Origin of the sequence: Providencia sp. PROV252, assembly GCF_033676005.1 — a bacterium.
Lineage (GTDB): Bacteria > Pseudomonadota > Gammaproteobacteria > Enterobacterales > Enterobacteriaceae > Providencia > Providencia vermicola.
Genome location: NZ_CP096294.1, coordinates 3,289,014 through 3,303,837 on the forward strand (window position 1 = coordinate 3,289,014; position 14,824 = coordinate 3,303,837).

22 protein-coding genes are annotated in these 14,824 nt (G+C 42.5%); 2 read left to right on the forward strand and 20 right to left on the reverse strand.

Features of this window, described 5'->3' with window-relative positions:
* The first annotated feature begins 740 nt into the window (after positions 1-740).
* Positions 741-1,160: a hypothetical protein gene (locus M1F05_RS15155; RefSeq protein WP_318825875.1), complete on the forward strand. Its 420-nt coding sequence runs from the start codon at positions 741-743 to the stop codon at positions 1,158-1,160.
* A 69-nt stretch (positions 1,161-1,229) separates the two neighbouring features.
* Entirely contained in the window at positions 1,230-1,601 is a 372-nt protein-coding gene (locus tag M1F05_RS15160) for a hypothetical protein (protein ID WP_126436657.1), read from the forward strand.
* 566 nt (positions 1,602-2,167) lie between these two features.
* Here M1F05_RS15160 and M1F05_RS15165 read toward each other — a convergent pair.
* From M1F05_RS15165 to M1F05_RS15260, 20 genes are all read right to left on the reverse strand, one after another.
* Positions 2,168-2,716: a hypothetical protein gene (locus tag M1F05_RS15165; RefSeq protein ID WP_318825876.1), complete on the reverse strand. Its 549-nt coding sequence runs from the start codon at positions 2,714-2,716 to the stop codon at positions 2,168-2,170.
* 161 nt (positions 2,717-2,877) lie between these two features.
* Complete coding sequence (locus M1F05_RS15170; RefSeq protein ID WP_004255159.1) at positions 2,878-3,069, reverse strand: hypothetical protein; 192 nt, start codon at positions 3,067-3,069, stop codon at positions 2,878-2,880.
* A 39-nt stretch (positions 3,070-3,108) separates the two neighbouring features.
* Positions 3,109-3,477 carry an HK97 gp10 family phage protein gene (locus M1F05_RS15175; RefSeq protein ID WP_239407323.1) on the reverse strand — a complete coding sequence of 123 codons (369 nt, stop codon included), beginning with the start codon at positions 3,475-3,477 and terminating at the stop codon, positions 3,109-3,111.
* Between the two features lie 47 nt (positions 3,478-3,524).
* Positions 3,525-6,869: a hypothetical protein gene (locus M1F05_RS15180; protein ID WP_318825877.1), complete on the reverse strand. Its 3,345-nt coding sequence runs from the start codon at positions 6,867-6,869 to the stop codon at positions 3,525-3,527.
* Positions 6,870-6,884: 15 nt separating this feature from the next.
* Complete coding sequence (locus M1F05_RS15185; protein ID WP_004906508.1) at positions 6,885-7,223, reverse strand: hypothetical protein; 339 nt, start codon at positions 7,221-7,223, stop codon at positions 6,885-6,887.
* Positions 7,223-7,396: a hypothetical protein gene (locus M1F05_RS15190; protein ID WP_004255410.1), complete on the reverse strand. Its 174-nt coding sequence runs from the start codon at positions 7,394-7,396 to the stop codon at positions 7,223-7,225. The genes M1F05_RS15185 and M1F05_RS15190 overlap by 1 nt, the downstream gene beginning before the upstream one ends.
* A gap of 181 nt (positions 7,397-7,577) precedes the next feature.
* Positions 7,578-8,087 (reverse strand): hypothetical protein, encoded by a 510-nt coding sequence (locus tag M1F05_RS15195; RefSeq protein ID WP_230233016.1) that lies wholly within the window; start codon positions 8,085-8,087, stop codon positions 7,578-7,580.
* A gap of 77 nt (positions 8,088-8,164) precedes the next feature.
* Positions 8,165-8,383, reverse strand: a complete 219-nt coding sequence (locus tag M1F05_RS15200; protein ID WP_137019060.1) for a tryptophan synthase subunit alpha — start codon at positions 8,381-8,383, stop codon at positions 8,165-8,167.
* A gap of 12 nt (positions 8,384-8,395) precedes the next feature.
* Positions 8,396-8,848 carry a ProQ/FINO family protein gene (locus M1F05_RS15205; RefSeq protein ID WP_239407320.1) on the reverse strand — a complete coding sequence of 151 codons (453 nt, stop codon included), beginning with the start codon at positions 8,846-8,848 and terminating at the stop codon, positions 8,396-8,398.
* Between the two features lie 408 nt (positions 8,849-9,256).
* Entirely contained in the window at positions 9,257-11,974 is a 2,718-nt protein-coding gene (locus M1F05_RS15210; protein WP_239407319.1) for a TOPRIM and DUF927 domain-containing protein, read from the reverse strand.
* Complete coding sequence (locus tag M1F05_RS15215; protein ID WP_172767324.1) at positions 11,971-12,315, reverse strand: hypothetical protein; 345 nt, start codon at positions 12,313-12,315, stop codon at positions 11,971-11,973. The genes M1F05_RS15210 and M1F05_RS15215 overlap by 4 nt, the downstream gene beginning before the upstream one ends.
* Positions 12,316-12,329: 14 nt before the next feature.
* Positions 12,330-12,926, reverse strand: a complete 597-nt coding sequence (locus M1F05_RS15220) for a hypothetical protein (RefSeq protein WP_239407318.1) — start codon at positions 12,924-12,926, stop codon at positions 12,330-12,332.
* Entirely contained in the window at positions 12,923-13,144 is a 222-nt protein-coding gene (locus M1F05_RS15225) for a hypothetical protein (RefSeq protein ID WP_239407317.1), read from the reverse strand. The genes M1F05_RS15220 and M1F05_RS15225 overlap by 4 nt, the downstream gene beginning before the upstream one ends.
* Entirely contained in the window at positions 13,144-13,338 is a 195-nt protein-coding gene (locus M1F05_RS15230; protein WP_004265067.1) for a hypothetical protein, read from the reverse strand. The genes M1F05_RS15225 and M1F05_RS15230 overlap by 1 nt, the downstream gene beginning before the upstream one ends.
* Positions 13,338-13,511 (reverse strand): hypothetical protein, encoded by a 174-nt coding sequence (locus tag M1F05_RS15235; RefSeq protein ID WP_004265069.1) that lies wholly within the window; start codon positions 13,509-13,511, stop codon positions 13,338-13,340. Before M1F05_RS15235 ends, M1F05_RS15230 begins: the two co-directional genes overlap by 1 nt.
* Entirely contained in the window at positions 13,508-14,092 is a 585-nt protein-coding gene (locus M1F05_RS15240) for an ORF6N domain-containing protein (RefSeq protein WP_137019073.1), read from the reverse strand. Before M1F05_RS15240 ends, M1F05_RS15235 begins: the two co-directional genes overlap by 4 nt.
* Positions 14,089-14,298, reverse strand: a complete 210-nt coding sequence (locus M1F05_RS15245) for a hypothetical protein (protein WP_181489827.1) — start codon at positions 14,296-14,298, stop codon at positions 14,089-14,091. Before M1F05_RS15245 ends, M1F05_RS15240 begins: the two co-directional genes overlap by 4 nt.
* Positions 14,295-14,474: a hypothetical protein gene (locus M1F05_RS15250; RefSeq protein ID WP_004255431.1), complete on the reverse strand. Its 180-nt coding sequence runs from the start codon at positions 14,472-14,474 to the stop codon at positions 14,295-14,297. The genes M1F05_RS15245 and M1F05_RS15250 overlap by 4 nt, the downstream gene beginning before the upstream one ends.
* Positions 14,471-14,632, reverse strand: coding sequence for a hypothetical protein (locus tag M1F05_RS15255; protein ID WP_004255433.1), 162 nt, complete (start codon positions 14,630-14,632; stop codon positions 14,471-14,473). The genes M1F05_RS15250 and M1F05_RS15255 overlap by 4 nt, the downstream gene beginning before the upstream one ends.
* Positions 14,629-14,823, reverse strand: coding sequence for a hypothetical protein (locus tag M1F05_RS15260; protein ID WP_239407316.1), 195 nt, complete (start codon positions 14,821-14,823; stop codon positions 14,629-14,631). Before M1F05_RS15260 ends, M1F05_RS15255 begins: the two co-directional genes overlap by 4 nt.
* Between the last annotated feature and the right edge of the window lies 1 nt (position 14,824).

A 14,824-nucleotide genomic window follows, 5' to 3' on the forward strand; every position in this document is an offset into this window, starting at 1 on the left:
ATGCGAGAATTAAACACATACCTACTGCGTACCTATTTAATTTTTGACGGGGCTTATAAATTTGTTTGACACGATGTCTGGTTTTGTCTGGTTCTGATGTCAACAATTGTCAACATTCAGTGGAGGGAGTATCCAGTAAAATATAGCCTTTTCGGTGGATACCAAAACGGATACCTTACAATCACTATAGCAACACCATAGTACCACCGTGGTTTATATTAGTACCATTTCGGTACGTTATTACTGCGATTCTTTTTGACATCAAAATAACTACACCGTGTTTTTTTTGGATGATTAGCTGTACAGGCTAATACTTAGCTACTTTGGCTAAAGGCACTAATTTGTGGTTTTGATATGAGAGCTTCATTTCAAGCTGTCCTCAGTATCAAGGGTAGCATTTCAACTGTCACCCTTTCCGACTATGGCCATAATCACAATCGTTAACCCTCCTCAATTTTGAGGGCATTGTTTCTATTGATAAATACAGGCTCAAAAATGAGCCGATTGATTCTATTGGTAAAATTATATTGCGCTCAAATTTGAGCTTTGCCATGTATTCAGTCAGTTACAAGACGCAATAATACGCTTTGCTTGTTTTACAGTAAGTTACCCTAACTTTGTTATATTAAGTTATACAATTACTCGTTAAATCCACCAGCAATTTTACATTTTCTAATCTGTATAACATCGTTATACGCTGATATAATAAACACTCACTGAGCTAATAACGGACTATTATCATGAGCAAATCTAATCTTATTGCCTTTCGTTTACCTGCTGAATTGCAAGCCCTGTTTAATGATGCTGTATCGAACTCTGGTACCGATAAAACAGCGTGGATAGTCTCAGCTATCAAAGAGAAGTTAAACCGCCCAGACAGTAATCCTGATGCTCGTATGCTGTCGCTGGTGGAACGCCTAGAATCGTCTGTGGCGTCTTTGATTGCTGGCAAGGCTGATATTCCACCTTATACCTATAATGAGTCTGCTGTCGTTTCTGTGGTTAATTTGGTGCTGTCAGAGGGTATAGATAACGGACGCATTATAGCTGAGCGAATTAACGAGGCTGGCTATCAGACTAAAGGCGGTAAAGCGTGGGATAAAGATATTTATTCAGCATGGAAGCGTCACAAGGATATTTCGTACAAGTTGAGTTTCTGATTGTTATAAGTAAATATTTATATCAAACATCTGTCACTTGTCTACTTGTAGCAACTTAAGGGATTCAAAATGAACAATACTGAAATCTATGGGATTGAAAAAATAAATAAAGCCTATCGTTTACGCCTACAAGAGATTGAGTCTTGCCATACTTCGGGGGAGAGAATGTCTCGGATAATGGCTTGGAATGCTTTTATCAATGACCAAGTTAGATTAGATGATACTAACTCTTCAACTGATAAAATAGCCAGTTTAAAGTATATGGAATCAATTGAGCTAAATGACGGAGATATTGGAATAAGTGAGCCTGAATTTATTAACTATTTTTTTGATGAAACTTGCGTTATCAATAAAAGGGTCACACAAAAGAAAGTTAAATTTGTATTTTACTTATTTCTTGCTTTAGCTGCTTATGGAATTTACGCCATCTTTTTTAAATAAAATCAACATCCGTAATTGCGTTTATTAACATCAAAGATAGTAATTTACTTGCGCACGAGACCTTATCAAAACTTATCATCTAGTGCGCAATTTACCGATACATTCCGATACATATCAAACTGCGAATGATTACTAAGTTTTACTAAGTTCAACGTGTAGTTTTATATAGTTGAAAACTGCGAACAACCTTAACATTTCTCAACAATGAACCATAACAATTGATAACAGGTCATCATTGAACAAAACCAGACAGAAAGCGGCTTTAATACTACATTCCCACTTCATGGCCAACTGGGAAATTCGCACTTTTGTTCGCAGTTTTAGTGCGCAATTTTGATATCAATTCGCAGTGTGATATTTCACTCAATATTATCTATTTATCGGTATGTTAGCTGCCATATCAATAAGTCTAAAACGTTAGGATTTGTTAGGATTAATGCGTGAGGTTTCGTGAGGTGGCATTGACTGAAATATGTTATCAAATGTTATCATTTACCCTTAAGAAACCTTAAGATTTTACCTGAAATAATCTTAGGATTTCTTAGGATTTTGGCATTAGAAAAACATTAAGAATTACTTTCGCGTTTAGCATCACCCATTGCTTTCTTAATTGCTGGTATTGCGCCTTCATAATTAAAATAGCCGCTAGATGGATGATACAAATAGGCTACTTTAACATTATCATTTAACGCAGTAACCCATTCACCTAACATAGAGCCTAACACTATAACTACATCGGGTTTCAATGATTCTACAACGGCTAAAAACGGTTTTTCTGCTGCTTCCCACATTTCAGTTGTTGGCCTAATTCGCCCTGACTCTCCAACAATACCCTGTACATAATTGTAGAAAGCTACATGTTCCCAAAAATTAGAACGTGTATCTTCTGATAGTTCATCTTCACTATATAGCCCTAATACAGCTTTAGTAATTTTAGTAAAAAACGCATTGGGATGATCTTGGGCATTATGTTTTATAACATGTTGAGTCCAGTCACTATCTGGCTCATCATCATTTTCAGCGTAATGTGACTCACCAAGTATGAGTATTTTTATACCAAACATACTGTTTTCATAATTAGCGCCAACCCAAGGATAGAAATTTACATTTTCCATTTTATTTATCACCCTAAAATCAAATAATTCTATCTACATTAGCACTCTCTACGATGTACATAAATCATCATTCCTAACGTGCCCGAAAATCATCATTCCTAGCGTGTCACTAAATCGTCAAAGGTTTACAGTCTCGCGTGCGCGTACTGCTCCGTTAATCATCAAAGTTCACGCTGTAGCTTCTCAATAATTGCTTGCCTCACAAACTCCGCACGATTGCCCCTAGTCACTCTATCGGCTCTAATGTGAATATCTACCATATCAATCACTGACTGCTCACACGTCACGATTAGGCGCGTTGTCGGCACATCATTAAAATAACGGTTGGTTTTCTTTTTGATTGTTTTCTGCATATTTCCCCCTCGCGCGTACTGGTATCTAAATCATCAAAGTTAACGCTTCAATTCTTCCTGAATATACTTAGCTAAATTGGGTAATTTTTCCTCTACACCTTTTTTCAGGAACTCTTTTTTAGCCGTTGGGCGCTTAAACTTCTGCTTAACTTTCGGGTCATGCACATACGCGGCATAGCTGGCGGAGTAACCAATACGCCCCGTTACTCTTGTGCCGTTAACTGTAACTGTACGAAATTGGCTATTAATCAATGTTGATGTATCGATAGGCGTATAGACTGCGGCTTGCGCTCCAGCATCGATAAGAAACCGCTGCATAGCGCGTGATACGCGTTGCTCTACATGTTGGCAATATTGCTGGAACGATTGATTACGACCTCTTCTCTTAGAGACTTTCACTTTTATCATTGCTGTACTCCAATAAAACTAAAGGGCAGAAATCTGCCCCATTAAAATTAAAAGCTGCCTCTTGCCTTTCTGCCTAACCCATAAGCATGACGTAAAGCATCATCTAATTTCCCACCGTTCATCACTTCATGAATAATTTCATCAAGCGTGATCGTGTTTGTCCTTGGGTCATATTGTGGCTGACCAAATTCAACCTGAGCACTCGCAACGGTGTTATTCACATTGATAACAACATTAGGCACACCACCGCCCCCAATATCACGATTAGGAATAACCTTACCGCCTTCTCCTGGTAAAAGGTAATTTCTCCCTGCGGCTTGGAATATTTCAGGCTTACCACCTTCACCAAATCGATACATTTTATTTGCATCGACCGCACCACCGTTATAACGCCCACCACCAAAGCCAATCATTGACATAGACGTAGCTTTCCCTGCGGCCTGTGCGGTTGTATAGGCTGATAATCCCGTTCCTGATGCGGCTCCGCCTGTTGCGATTGATGCCGCGATTGCTGCTGGTGTCCATGCCGCTAATGCTGCCGCCCCTCCTGCTGTTGCTGCCGCTGCGTTCGCTGCCTGTGAAGCAACGCCAATTGTTTTGGTCAGAATGAAGTTTTTAAGCATCTCCACACCAACCTGAGCAATGGAATTTACAACACTGTTTAGCATCGTATTACCTAACGAACGCAACGCCTCTGACGCATCCATTGAGCCAGTGATTAACCCTGTCATGACGTTTGAAACATTACCCGCCAGAGAATCAACCGCTGAAGCCAACATTTCATAGCCTAGGTTCTGCTGCCTCATTAGCTCCCATTGTGCCGCTAACTGCTGCTGTTGATACTCTTTCTCTGCTGCGGTTCTGAGTAGCTGATATTGTGCGTCAGTTGCCGCTTTGGATGCGGTGAACTGGTCATGGCTAATTTGTTGTTTTGCATAGGCTTCATTAAGTATTTGTAACTCTTGCGCCTTGTATTCTTTCATCATGGCCAACTTCTGAGTATGCTCATTAGCCAATGCCTGAATCGGGTCAAATTTAGCGCGGTTCTCCTCAATGTAATTCACTGAGGCATTGATTTTGATATCGGTCATTCCCTGATTAAATGACACCATCGCCTCACGCCCCATGCGCTCAAAATCTTCCTTGTTGATGAATCCCTCATCTAACAAACGCTTGAGGGTTTTCACTTCCTCACCAAAGGTATGCGCCAGTTTTAATTCTGGGGTGATTTCCTGAGCCGCAATAAAATCATTCACGCGCTGATTGAGGTCAAACAGTTCCGCTGCCTCTTTTGAGATAGCCGCTTTTTGTTTCTCTGTTGCCTGTGCTCCTAGTCGCTGAACAGCTTCATAGATTGCCATTTCGCGGTTAACATCGGCTGCGCCGCTTTCCAGTAATCCATAGCGTTTTTTCAGTGTGGCCAATTGCTCACTCTGACGTTTTATCGCTTCATTCGCTTGGTTGGCGGCTTTAGCTGACCTGTTACCTTTTGATTTACTGCTAAGTGCGGCTTCTTGGGCTTCACGTAACTTGCGTATGGCTTCAATAGCTTTCGGGAGTTCGGTATTGTAGGCTGCTGAACCTTGTTGTAATCCCATTTGCATAAGAAGTAACGAGGCGTTGTATTCATCCAGTGCCGGCTTACCGTCTTTCATGCCAATAGTGAGGGCTTGGGTGCGCTGCTCAATCTCAGTAAGCGAGTTAGCAAGGTTCAAACTGACCTTTTTATCAAACTCATCCGTTAATTCTTGGATTTTCTGTTTAAATATTTCAGAGTCTTTAACAAAGCCATCAGCAATCAATGCCTTTTCCAGCTCTTTGATAGCCTGCTCTTTCTTAACCGCTGCCTCGCTGCCTAATTCCAGTGATCGGGCTACTTGTTGGTTAGCATCAATAACGCCTTTAGCTTGGCGTTGGTAGATTAAATCGGCTCTGGTCAGTTCATCTGTTTGTTGCGCTCTAACCTTAGCAATATCAGCGGCTTTACCTTGCGATACCGTCCAGCGTCGAATATTTTGCTCACCTTCAGAAATAAGTAGCTCATATTGCTGCTGTTTTTTAGTCAGCTCCTTGATTGCGTCAACATAGCTGTCTAGCGCATAAGTAGAGCCTATTTCTCCATCTTGTTCTTTAAGTTTATTAACTGCCTTTTCAATTCTGCCAAGTTCTTCTCTATGGGCTCTGAGATCCACATTTACGGCTTCAAGGCTTTTTTTCTGTCCGTCTAACTCTGTGGTTGTTTCCGCTATTTTCTCGCCTAAGCGGTTAGCCACAACGCGCGCCTGTTTTGCTGACAGTTCGTCAATTTTGTCAATCCACTGATCTACCCTGTCGTTAAACTCTTTAGTTGCGGTGTCATCGTTCATGGCGTTATACAGCGCGTAAACACCTGCGGCAGCTAAAAAGAATACACCAGTAGGACCACCTAACAATCCCACTGCGCCCCGTAACCCTTGCATAGCGATAGACTGAGTTTTAGCGGCTTGTGCTGCGCGGTTATTGGCTACGGTCACTGCGTCCGTTGTGGTTGCTAGTGTGGCTTTCGCTTTTTGCTCTAATGCTAATGCCGCATTTAATTTATGGGTTGCGTTGGCTTCAACTTCTTTCGCTTTAGCAACTTGAGCCTCAACACGCGCAATTTCTTTCCCTGTTGTGGCTAAATGCGTTTTGATTTTGGTTTCTGTGGCGTGTAGGGCGTTGCTGGCTTTGGTGACGCGTTGTAGATTTTCCTCACTCGCTGCCATTTGATAGGTTATTTCGGCATCCTTGAGCTGTACCGCCTGCCGTGCTCTCAGTGACTCTAAATCACGCTGCTTGGCATCATTAGCTGCTTCTAGTGAATAAACGTGCTCTAACGCTGCCTGAGCCGCTTTTAACTCGGCTTGTGCGGATACTGTCAGATTTCTAGCGTTAATGACTTCTTGGGAGGCTGCGGCTTGTAATGCCTGTGCTTTCATTTGAATAGCGCGAGTATGTGAAACCTCGGCTTGTGTGGCGTTAATCGCCCCTTGAGTGTGCTGTAAGAGTGAAGAGGTCGCACTGCCAATGTTAGAAATATACCCCACACCTAATAACCCAGAGACATTACTAATTACCCCTGTAAACCGCGCATTCGCACTAGTCGCTCTATCTGTTGCGGCTGACGCTGCGCCAATTTGCCCCGTTAACTCGCTCATTTGACGTGATAATCGGTTAATTTCAGGCATTTTTAACGTACTGGAAACGGCCATTGCTGTTTTATCGAAACGGTAAAAGGCTTTCGACGTATCATCAGCCTGCTTACCCATTTCAGCCATTTTCCGCTTTGTTTCTCTAATCGCTTTATTCGCTTCAAGCAAGCTCTCAGTCTCACCATGTATGTCTATTGTATAACCTTCACCGTGATACGTCATAATTGTTCCCTCTAATTAATGCACGGCTGATAAGCCACTGACATTACCGTCACGTAATGCAAAACGTGTCATTTCGCCAATCACGTAAATACACTGATCTGTGATGGAGTATGGCTTAGTGAATACATTCAAATATGGGAGCAATAAATCACAGGCCTTACTCTCAACGTCGAACGACTCACCGCGAGACTTAACGATCGATACCGCATTATCAAATAGCCCTGCCGCCAGCAATTCAGGGATCACTTCGCCTGTAATGCCGTTATAAGTCACTAATGTTGTTCCCGTTTCCGCTTTTAGCCCATCAACATAAATCTGAGCTATGGTGCTTGCTAACTGCTGTAACTTTTCCATTAGAACCCCTCACGCTGTAAGGCATCACTTAATAGCCCTTGAATCAATTGGCTAATAGGCGCTCGTTGAATGAAAACATCTTTTTCACCCTGTTTTTCTTTAAATTTTTTAACGCGATCTACTATGTCGCTTTCAATTGACACTGCCTTGAAGGTTCTTTTTTGCTTATCCATGATTATTTACCCACCCTGTAATTATATACACTACAATTATAATCCAGAGCAAAAAATAAACAACAATATATTGCTATAAATAATCGAAAGTATAGAAATATTTCCTAATTATTTTGGCTTTGATGGTATTAAGACAACAAAAAAACCGACTCAAGGTCGGCTTTTGTTTTTTAGGTGTTTTCTAGTTTAGAGGTTTTGCATAGTTGGTTAGAATGGCTAATTTACCATCTTTATCTCTAATACCAACTGAAACTAACACTTTGTACCCTTCTTTGTCGTATTCAGCCTTTATCTTGCTACACCCTATTTTATTTAGGCAAGCAATAAAGTTTGATTCATCCTCAATTTTAATTATTTTATTTGTTGGATCACCATACGCTACATTCACCTCATCAACCGCATTGTTAAATTTCTTCATTACTTCTTGTTGGCTTGTTTCACCCAATGCCTCTGAGCGTAATACTTGAACCAACCCTAGTTTTTTATTAAATATTAAAACCGTTGATCCTGTAACTCCGCTTGGAGTATTGGTTACCTCACACACTGGGAACTTACATCCTTCACCATCTAAGTTTAGCTTTTGAATTTCCTCCACCGATTGCCCCCACTTAAATCCGTAGGGTGCTGGTGGACTGTTATCACATCCCGATAGAAACAAAGCCAATAGAGCCGTTATCATGATTTTTTTCATTTGGTGATCCCTTTAGTTGATAAGGCCAATTATACATAACCGCCTCGGCTTATGCTTTGGCGGTGTTCAACTAATAACTATCTGTAACGCCTAATCAGAGCCTTTCTAGCAATTTTGATTTGATCTGGCGTACCTGTAATAACCATGCGTCTAAAAATAAATCCTGAAGTTTTGACATTAACGTCAGCGATACGCCTGACGGCTTGCATGGCATATTTAATTTTATCAAGCTCAAAAATTGTATAAGCCAATTCAATTACATCTTGATTACCTTTGCTTCTGTAAATAATTTTCATAAGGCTCCTGTATCATTTCTTTAGCCACTCTATCAGTTTTTTCTCCGCTATGCTTTGTTGTTCTGGCGTAACCTCTCCGTTAGGTTGTCCGTGTATATCAAACCGATTGCCGCCCAGAGTAAGGGCTTTCAAATAAGCCTTGCGGCTGATGTATGACCGTAATCCCTGTTTAATGTGGCTCTCTGGGATATCCAGTCCTTTATCTTTAACCTCTGCAATCATGGCTTCCTTGATGCCAATCATTAGCGGCTTGGCTTCTAGTTCACTGAATAGCGTCCAATGCTTCGCTATACGGTCGATACGGTGTTGTTTCTTCTTCGCATGAACATCTGCCTTGTTTTTCTTCTTCGGTTGCTGTGGTGCTTCCTGTGGCGTTTTAGCTTGTATACTTTTTGATGCGTTCGTCGCTGGTGGATTTGTTACGTTATTGTTATTTTTTCTTAATGATAAAGTCACTCGGGTCATGATTTCTTTTTCCTCAAAAAAACTTTTCTATTAAATACGCGATCAGGTGTTGGTTCAGTCGGTTCAGTTGGTTCAATTTGTAAAGATGCTTGTTTTTAAAGTATTTATTTAAAAATACTGAACCAACATACCCATGATTTGAACCGACATTTTCTATGTATGAACCAACATCGAATTTAAAAATGCCATCCAGTGGAAAAACTCTTTAATTCTGTGTGTTGGTTCAAAATGCCACTTTGTCGGTTCAAAACAGCCTCTTGTTGGTTCAGTGTTGGTTCAATAAATGCTATTTTTCCCTTATAAATCAATAAAACTTATCTACTGAACCAACTGAACCGACACTAAAACGATAAAATCACGCACATGAAAAAAACATTATGAGATTTTCATCCCTCCGCTAGTTGTTGCTCAATTGTTATCTTCTTCTGTGCTATCTGGAGCGAACTGCAAAACGTAAACATTAAATTGCCGTCCGTCTATGCGTGGGCTTTTTCGTTGATAGCCTCTCCCACTGGTGGGTGGTGTTAACATGCCAGCCATTTTTAACGCCTCAGCAAATTGTTTGTAGTTAAACCCTGCCGCGATTTCTTTCTCAAAGGCGGACGGGAAGGTATAAAAGATTATCGGGTCATCCTCGTTACTGCCTTTCTTCCTATATCCTGCAAGGTCTCTAATAGGTAGATCCCTAACATCATAAGGAATTGGGGCAAATCGGCTTAATCCGTGAGCATTCAAAAACGCCTCAGCTTGTTCTTTGATTTGCTCATACTCTTTGTTTCCCGTGCCGAACTCTGCAACCCATACGTTAAATATTGCTTGAACTACATCCCTACAATCTTGTTCACTCCACCCCGTAATCACACGGCCCATAATCAAAGCGGCTTCAATCGTGGCGAATCGGTCGCTCGCTCGGTGTACCTGTTCCCCGTAGCTACTTGGAATTAACTTATTCCAGCGTTGCTGGGCGGCTCTGTAGGCTTCTTTAGCTTCGTCTTTATGATTCGATAGATACTCAATCCAATAACGTCCTGCTGCCCCGTAGCTATCACGACAATTCACCTTGATTAAATCCGCGTGGGCTTTCCCTGTTTCACATTCGTGTAGTTCGGTGGCGCGTTCTATGGGGATATTTAGTAATCGCACTAATTGCCCTGCGTTCACTTTCACACCTGAATTTAATAAAAAGGTTTCAATGTCTTTTTCCCCTGTACTAATGGCCACCGTCCGCCAGCTTTGAACCTGCCTATTGCCACCATCTTTCGCGCCTTGTATCTTGCCTTTGCCATTAAACAGCGTGTAAGCTGATTTATAGACGTGTTTAGGGTCTGCCCCTTGTCCAACTTCATCCAAATACAAAAGCCCGTCATTGTGCGCTACAGCCTCGTTAGTCATGCCGTATTCAGTGCCATACCACGTTAAACGCTGCAAATCGGGATCACCGTACAAGCTCACGGCCATATCTGCGGTGGTGCTTTTCCCTGCTGTCGATTGGGCGTAAATGTGAATACCAAAGCTGTCCGCCCCTGTGATACTCGTCATCGGTGCGGCTAAGGCTGCGCCAATCGCAAACATCATAAAACTATTACCGTTAGCCAATCGTGCAACATCATTCCGCCAGCTTTCTACTGTTCCGCTTGTCTGGTAGGCGGTAGCGGCTGCGCTTTGCCCGTTAAAAAATATCGGTTGCTCAGGTGTACCAATGATTGAGCCGTCTGGCATGATGTACGCGCCTTTGTGCCAGCCTGATTTATTGGTGATACTCCAATTCTCTTTGAATTTCTGGCGCAAGAGCCAATCAGATAAAGACTGTCTTAGCCCTGATTTAGTTGTCACAATTAGCCCTGCATTTTTAAGCGTTTTCCAGCCCTCACGCTCGCCAATATCCCCCATCGGAACAGCTTGAACGTTGTTATTGCCCCACTCGAAAATCAAATACTTTTGATTCAGGTCATTAACGCCTTTCGTAATGCGTTTTATGGCGTTAGATAACCATTGTTCATGATTGATGATCTCCCCTGTTTCTTTGTCCGCTTTAGGTGTAACCAGAAATACACCGTCGTCGCGTGATTCAATGCGTATTTTCATGGGGTCTGATTTAAGGGCTTTGTGGTTTACATCAATCTCAATCATTACCTTACTTCCTTGTTTATCCACTTCGGCATTAAATGCCTGTCTTGCTGCCTCAATGCCGTGTGATAAGCGATAATCATCCCAATCGGCTTTATCATCAGTAGGCGGTAAAACAGCAATACCATTAACCGCCTTAGCTGCCTTTTCAGCCGCTAGCTTTCCTGTGTTTGATTGGTCGGGTTTAATATCGTTGTCACCTGCAATGATAATCTGGCTCTCTGGGTACTTCGTCCGCATCACCTTAGCCACATGAATTAAGTTACCCGCATCAATTGCCGCTACTGTGTACGCTTCTGGTTGGATTAACTGGCACGTCATGGCGGTTGCCAATCCCTCAGCGATTATCACCGTAGAAACATTTACAGGCTCATTGATAGGGTAATAGCTGCCATTCTTCGCACTATCGAGTAATAGCCGTTTCTCGCCATTAGGTTTAATGGTCTGTGCGGCTGTGATTGTGCCGTCAGCGTCCATCAATGGAATAATTAGCGATCCATCTGTTAATAGGGTCACGGTGGTACTATCAAAGCCTTTAGTCTTGAGATAATCGGATTCACCCTGTTTAGCATTGGCAATTGTGCGGCTGTATCGCGCTGCAAAGCGTTTATGCTTCTCTACCTGCTCGTTAGCTTGGTTCTGGGCTTGCTGCGCTTTCAATGCGTCCTGTTGCGCTTTTACCTCATGGCTACGGTAGGCTGGTGGATTATCTGAACGGGTATCAATACCAATCATGCCAGCCACCTCATAAGCGGCTTCTGTCACGCTGCCCCCCAGAACACGCTGAACTAAGTCCAACCCATCACCCGAGCCGCACTGGTTACAAATAAACGTGCCGTTGCCGTCTTTGTCGTCAAATCTAAAACGGTCTTTACCGCCACAATGAGGGCAAGCGGTGTGCGTGTTTAGGGGCACTTCTGCCCCAAGGTTAGATAATATGTTTTGCCATTGTCCGTTAGCTTTCAGCTTCACCTCACGGATAACATCAATCGGTTTCATTGAAACGCCCCCTTATCGGCTAAAGAGTCGCCCATATCATTAATCATGCTTTGCCAAACCTCGCGCCCGTAACCCGTGATATAGCCATTAATCACGCACTGATCCATTAAACTAACGGCTGTTGTTTCCCACATAGGAACAGACTGTTTAAGTGCTTCCAGCAAATAACTATCGACGAGCATTCGAATACCTTTCACACCGTCAATAATGGCAACCTCAATGGCCTTATTGCCTACATTCATCGGAAACCAATCACCGCCATTACGTGTGGTTACATCGTGATAAATAGCGGCTGCGTAGCTATTCGCCAGTGAATTAACTTTAAAATTCTTCGTTATCATGTCATTACGTCCTTTTAATGAATGGTTACGGTGTTGCTAAACTCACCATCTTCTATCGCCCGAATGAGATCATCATGAAGAATAGATAATCCCTCGCGCCCTCGGTCTGATAGTCGGCAACCTTGTTTAGGCTCAAGATTGATAAAATCCCTATACATTCTTATGGCCATAGCAGGGGCATATCCTGATTCGTAATGCTCATAAGCTGCGCCCTCAACGTGGTTTGCCAATAACATACGTTCGCTTGCTGCATAAATAGTTAAGGCTGCGTGTTCATTGCGATACACTGCTGCGGTAATCTTTCCGCCTTTCCCGTTATCGGTTTGATGAAATCCGTTATTGTCGGCCTGTTCCATGACAAAAGAGGCGGCAACAATCCAACGCCAGAGAATGACGGTTTGCTCAATGGTGGATTTAAAAAAGCCTTCAACCTCACCTTTGCTAATGGCTAAAACCAACTCAAAACCCATTGATAAATGACCATCAAAACTACCGTCATTTAATGCGTCCAATGCCTCGGTATAGCTGATAGCTTCTTGGTTAGCTGCGTCAGTAATGAGAATTACACCGTGTTCGCTGTGCTCGAATGCGTTAATGTTTGTAATATTCATCGGTTCGCCTCCACTACCGCTAACTTATAAGCTCGCAACACATGCGAGGATTTACCTGTAATAACTGTTTTAATCACTAAACCGTGCTTTGTGCTGGCTCTTACATTGACTTTAAGTAGTACCGCATCCACAACCCGACGATGTTTTTTATATTGAAATAGATTGCTGGTTACGGTGATTTTGGCGACTGCGCCACTGTCAAAATAATTAAGTTTCATTATTTTCCCTCTGCCGCTTCGTTCATTTCATCCCTAATCGAATAAACAACAATCAACACTGCCCAGATCATGTTTCTGGTTTCGTCGCATTCCTCTGCGTCCAGCCACGTGGAAAGCAAGGTGATTAGCATTAATACTTTTGATTGGTGCGGCTCCAGTAACCTTTCCACTTCGCGTTTTTGTTCCTGCTTCATTACTTCACCTCACGCACATAGTTAATTCGGATATCGGTTAAACCGTCACGTTGCGCTTCTCGCATCACTTGCGATTGTGCGTCTTTCTGGGTGGTAGATATCACCTGCTTACAAATACCTAGCGTTAACCCTTTAGGTGTTGTGCCATATCCTGCGATTTGAAACGTTCTCATGAGCGATAATCCCCCATATCCTGAATGTGTAGCTGTGAGGCTTGCTCAATGGCAATTACCATTGGTTTAAGTGCTTTTTTCTCCTTACGACGTAGGTTCATGGCATAACTACCGCGCCTACCGTGACCTTGATAAGAGTCAGCTTCTAAACGGCTAATCAAGTTCTGAGCCTCACCAATTGGCATGGCTTCAAGTTCCGCCAGCGTGGGTATTTGAATGTGTTTAATTTCTGGGAATTCAGAGAGTCGGAAATAACTGTTAACCATTGAACGCTGAACCTGCCACGACAAATCATCAGTAAATGGCTTGGCAACCATCAAATAACCTGACTCAGTGATAAGCATTAGCTCTTTTGCTTTTCCGCCTATTTCCAGTTCGGGCAACTCGGTACGTATTACGTACTTAGTGAGCAAAAAGTAATCTACCCCATCAATGAAGTGCTTTTTATGCGTGTTGAATGTGCGCTTTGCTGTACCTTTCGGGCGTTGGTGTACCTCGTCAATCATGGCAAAGGTCACTACTCGCTTACCTTGATACATGAATGGGCTTAAGCTGGTGGCATTGATAGTGACCTGTCTCATTTCAGCACCTCCGCAAGCCTAGTGATTTCTTTCCCTTGAGCACATACAAGGCGATTAACTGCTCTCAGTAGAAAATGTGTATCTGTATCAGCCTCATTCTCTACAGCCGTTAACAGTGGGATTAACAACGCTTGGAGTTCTTCGTTGATATGCTCGACTTCTTCCAAGGTAGATAAGTGACCAACTTTTAATTTAATTGTTTTCATTTGGTCGCCTCCTCGAGGGATTCGCATATTTCTGCGTTGAAGTCATACGCAATAGAAACGAGGTCGATTAACTCACGCGAACAATCACTACTCACTTGCTCCAAGATAACGGCAAGCAATGAATTGTTTTGCTGCGCTTTGTATGCGGCTCTGTCTAATGGAATAGGCTTGCTCATGCTTCCCCCTCTGATACGGCTTCTTCTGCTGTCTTGCTGATAATTTCAATTAGCTGAATTTTTAGTTCTGCTTCATCACGTTGATTTGATAAAGACAAAGCGGCTTCTGCTAGGCGTTGGATTTTGTTCAATGCGTCAGATAGGCGTGAAATACTCATGCTTTCGCCTCCTGTGCCACAATTTCCTCTTGAAGAAATACACAAACATCACCTGATAACTTCGCCATAAGAGAAGCCAAAGTGGATATTTCACTGCCTTGTAACTGGTGAGGGTGTGATTCAATGAGTAGGTTAATTAACTCAACCTGATGCGCCTTTTCAGCGGCTTGATGAATAGTGATATCCGCCATA

Excerpts from the sequence above, each read along its gene's own strand:
- M1F05_RS15155 (WP_318825875.1), top strand. The coding sequence starts at position 741 with ATGAGCAAATCTAATCTTATTGCCTTTCGTTTACCTGCTGAATTGCAA.
- M1F05_RS15160 (WP_126436657.1), top strand. The coding sequence starts at position 1,230 with ATGAACAATACTGAAATCTATGGGATTGAAAAAATAAATAAAGCCTAT.
- M1F05_RS15165 (WP_318825876.1), bottom strand. The coding sequence starts at position 2,716 with ATGGAAAATGTAAATTTCTATCCTTGGGTTGGCGCTAATTATGAAAAC.
- M1F05_RS15170 (WP_004255159.1), bottom strand. The coding sequence starts at position 3,069 with ATGCAGAAAACAATCAAAAAGAAAACCAACCGTTATTTTAATGATGTG.
- M1F05_RS15175 (WP_239407323.1), bottom strand. The coding sequence starts at position 3,477 with ATGATAAAAGTGAAAGTCTCTAAGAGAAGAGGTCGTAATCAATCGTTC.
- M1F05_RS15180 (WP_318825877.1), bottom strand. The coding sequence starts at position 6,869 with ATGACGTATCACGGTGAAGGTTATACAATAGACATACATGGTGAGACT.
- M1F05_RS15185 (WP_004906508.1), bottom strand. The coding sequence starts at position 7,223 with ATGGAAAAGTTACAGCAGTTAGCAAGCACCATAGCTCAGATTTATGTT.
- M1F05_RS15190 (WP_004255410.1), bottom strand. The coding sequence starts at position 7,396 with ATGGATAAGCAAAAAAGAACCTTCAAGGCAGTGTCAATTGAAAGCGAC.
- M1F05_RS15195 (WP_230233016.1), bottom strand. The coding sequence starts at position 8,087 with ATGAAAAAAATCATGATAACGGCTCTATTGGCTTTGTTTCTATCGGGA.
- M1F05_RS15200 (WP_137019060.1), bottom strand. The coding sequence starts at position 8,383 with ATGAAAATTATTTACAGAAGCAAAGGTAATCAAGATGTAATTGAATTG.
- M1F05_RS15205 (WP_239407320.1), bottom strand. The coding sequence starts at position 8,848 with ATGACCCGAGTGACTTTATCATTAAGAAAAAATAACAATAACGTAACA.
- M1F05_RS15210 (WP_239407319.1), bottom strand. The coding sequence starts at position 11,974 with ATGAAACCGATTGATGTTATCCGTGAGGTGAAGCTGAAAGCTAACGGA.
- M1F05_RS15215 (WP_172767324.1), bottom strand. The coding sequence starts at position 12,315 with ATGATAACGAAGAATTTTAAAGTTAATTCACTGGCGAATAGCTACGCA.
- M1F05_RS15220 (WP_239407318.1), bottom strand. The coding sequence starts at position 12,926 with ATGAATATTACAAACATTAACGCATTCGAGCACAGCGAACACGGTGTA.
- M1F05_RS15225 (WP_239407317.1), bottom strand. The coding sequence starts at position 13,144 with ATGAAACTTAATTATTTTGACAGTGGCGCAGTCGCCAAAATCACCGTA.
- M1F05_RS15230 (WP_004265067.1), bottom strand. The coding sequence starts at position 13,338 with ATGAAGCAGGAACAAAAACGCGAAGTGGAAAGGTTACTGGAGCCGCAC.
- M1F05_RS15235 (WP_004265069.1), bottom strand. The coding sequence starts at position 13,511 with ATGAGAACGTTTCAAATCGCAGGATATGGCACAACACCTAAAGGGTTA.
- M1F05_RS15240 (WP_137019073.1), bottom strand. The coding sequence starts at position 14,092 with ATGAGACAGGTCACTATCAATGCCACCAGCTTAAGCCCATTCATGTAT.
- M1F05_RS15245 (WP_181489827.1), bottom strand. The coding sequence starts at position 14,298 with ATGAAAACAATTAAATTAAAAGTTGGTCACTTATCTACCTTGGAAGAA.
- M1F05_RS15250 (WP_004255431.1), bottom strand. The coding sequence starts at position 14,474 with ATGAGCAAGCCTATTCCATTAGACAGAGCCGCATACAAAGCGCAGCAA.
- M1F05_RS15255 (WP_004255433.1), bottom strand. The coding sequence starts at position 14,632 with ATGAGTATTTCACGCCTATCTGACGCATTGAACAAAATCCAACGCCTA.
- M1F05_RS15260 (WP_239407316.1), bottom strand. The coding sequence starts at position 14,823 with ATGGCGGATATCACTATTCATCAAGCCGCTGAAAAGGCGCATCAGGTT.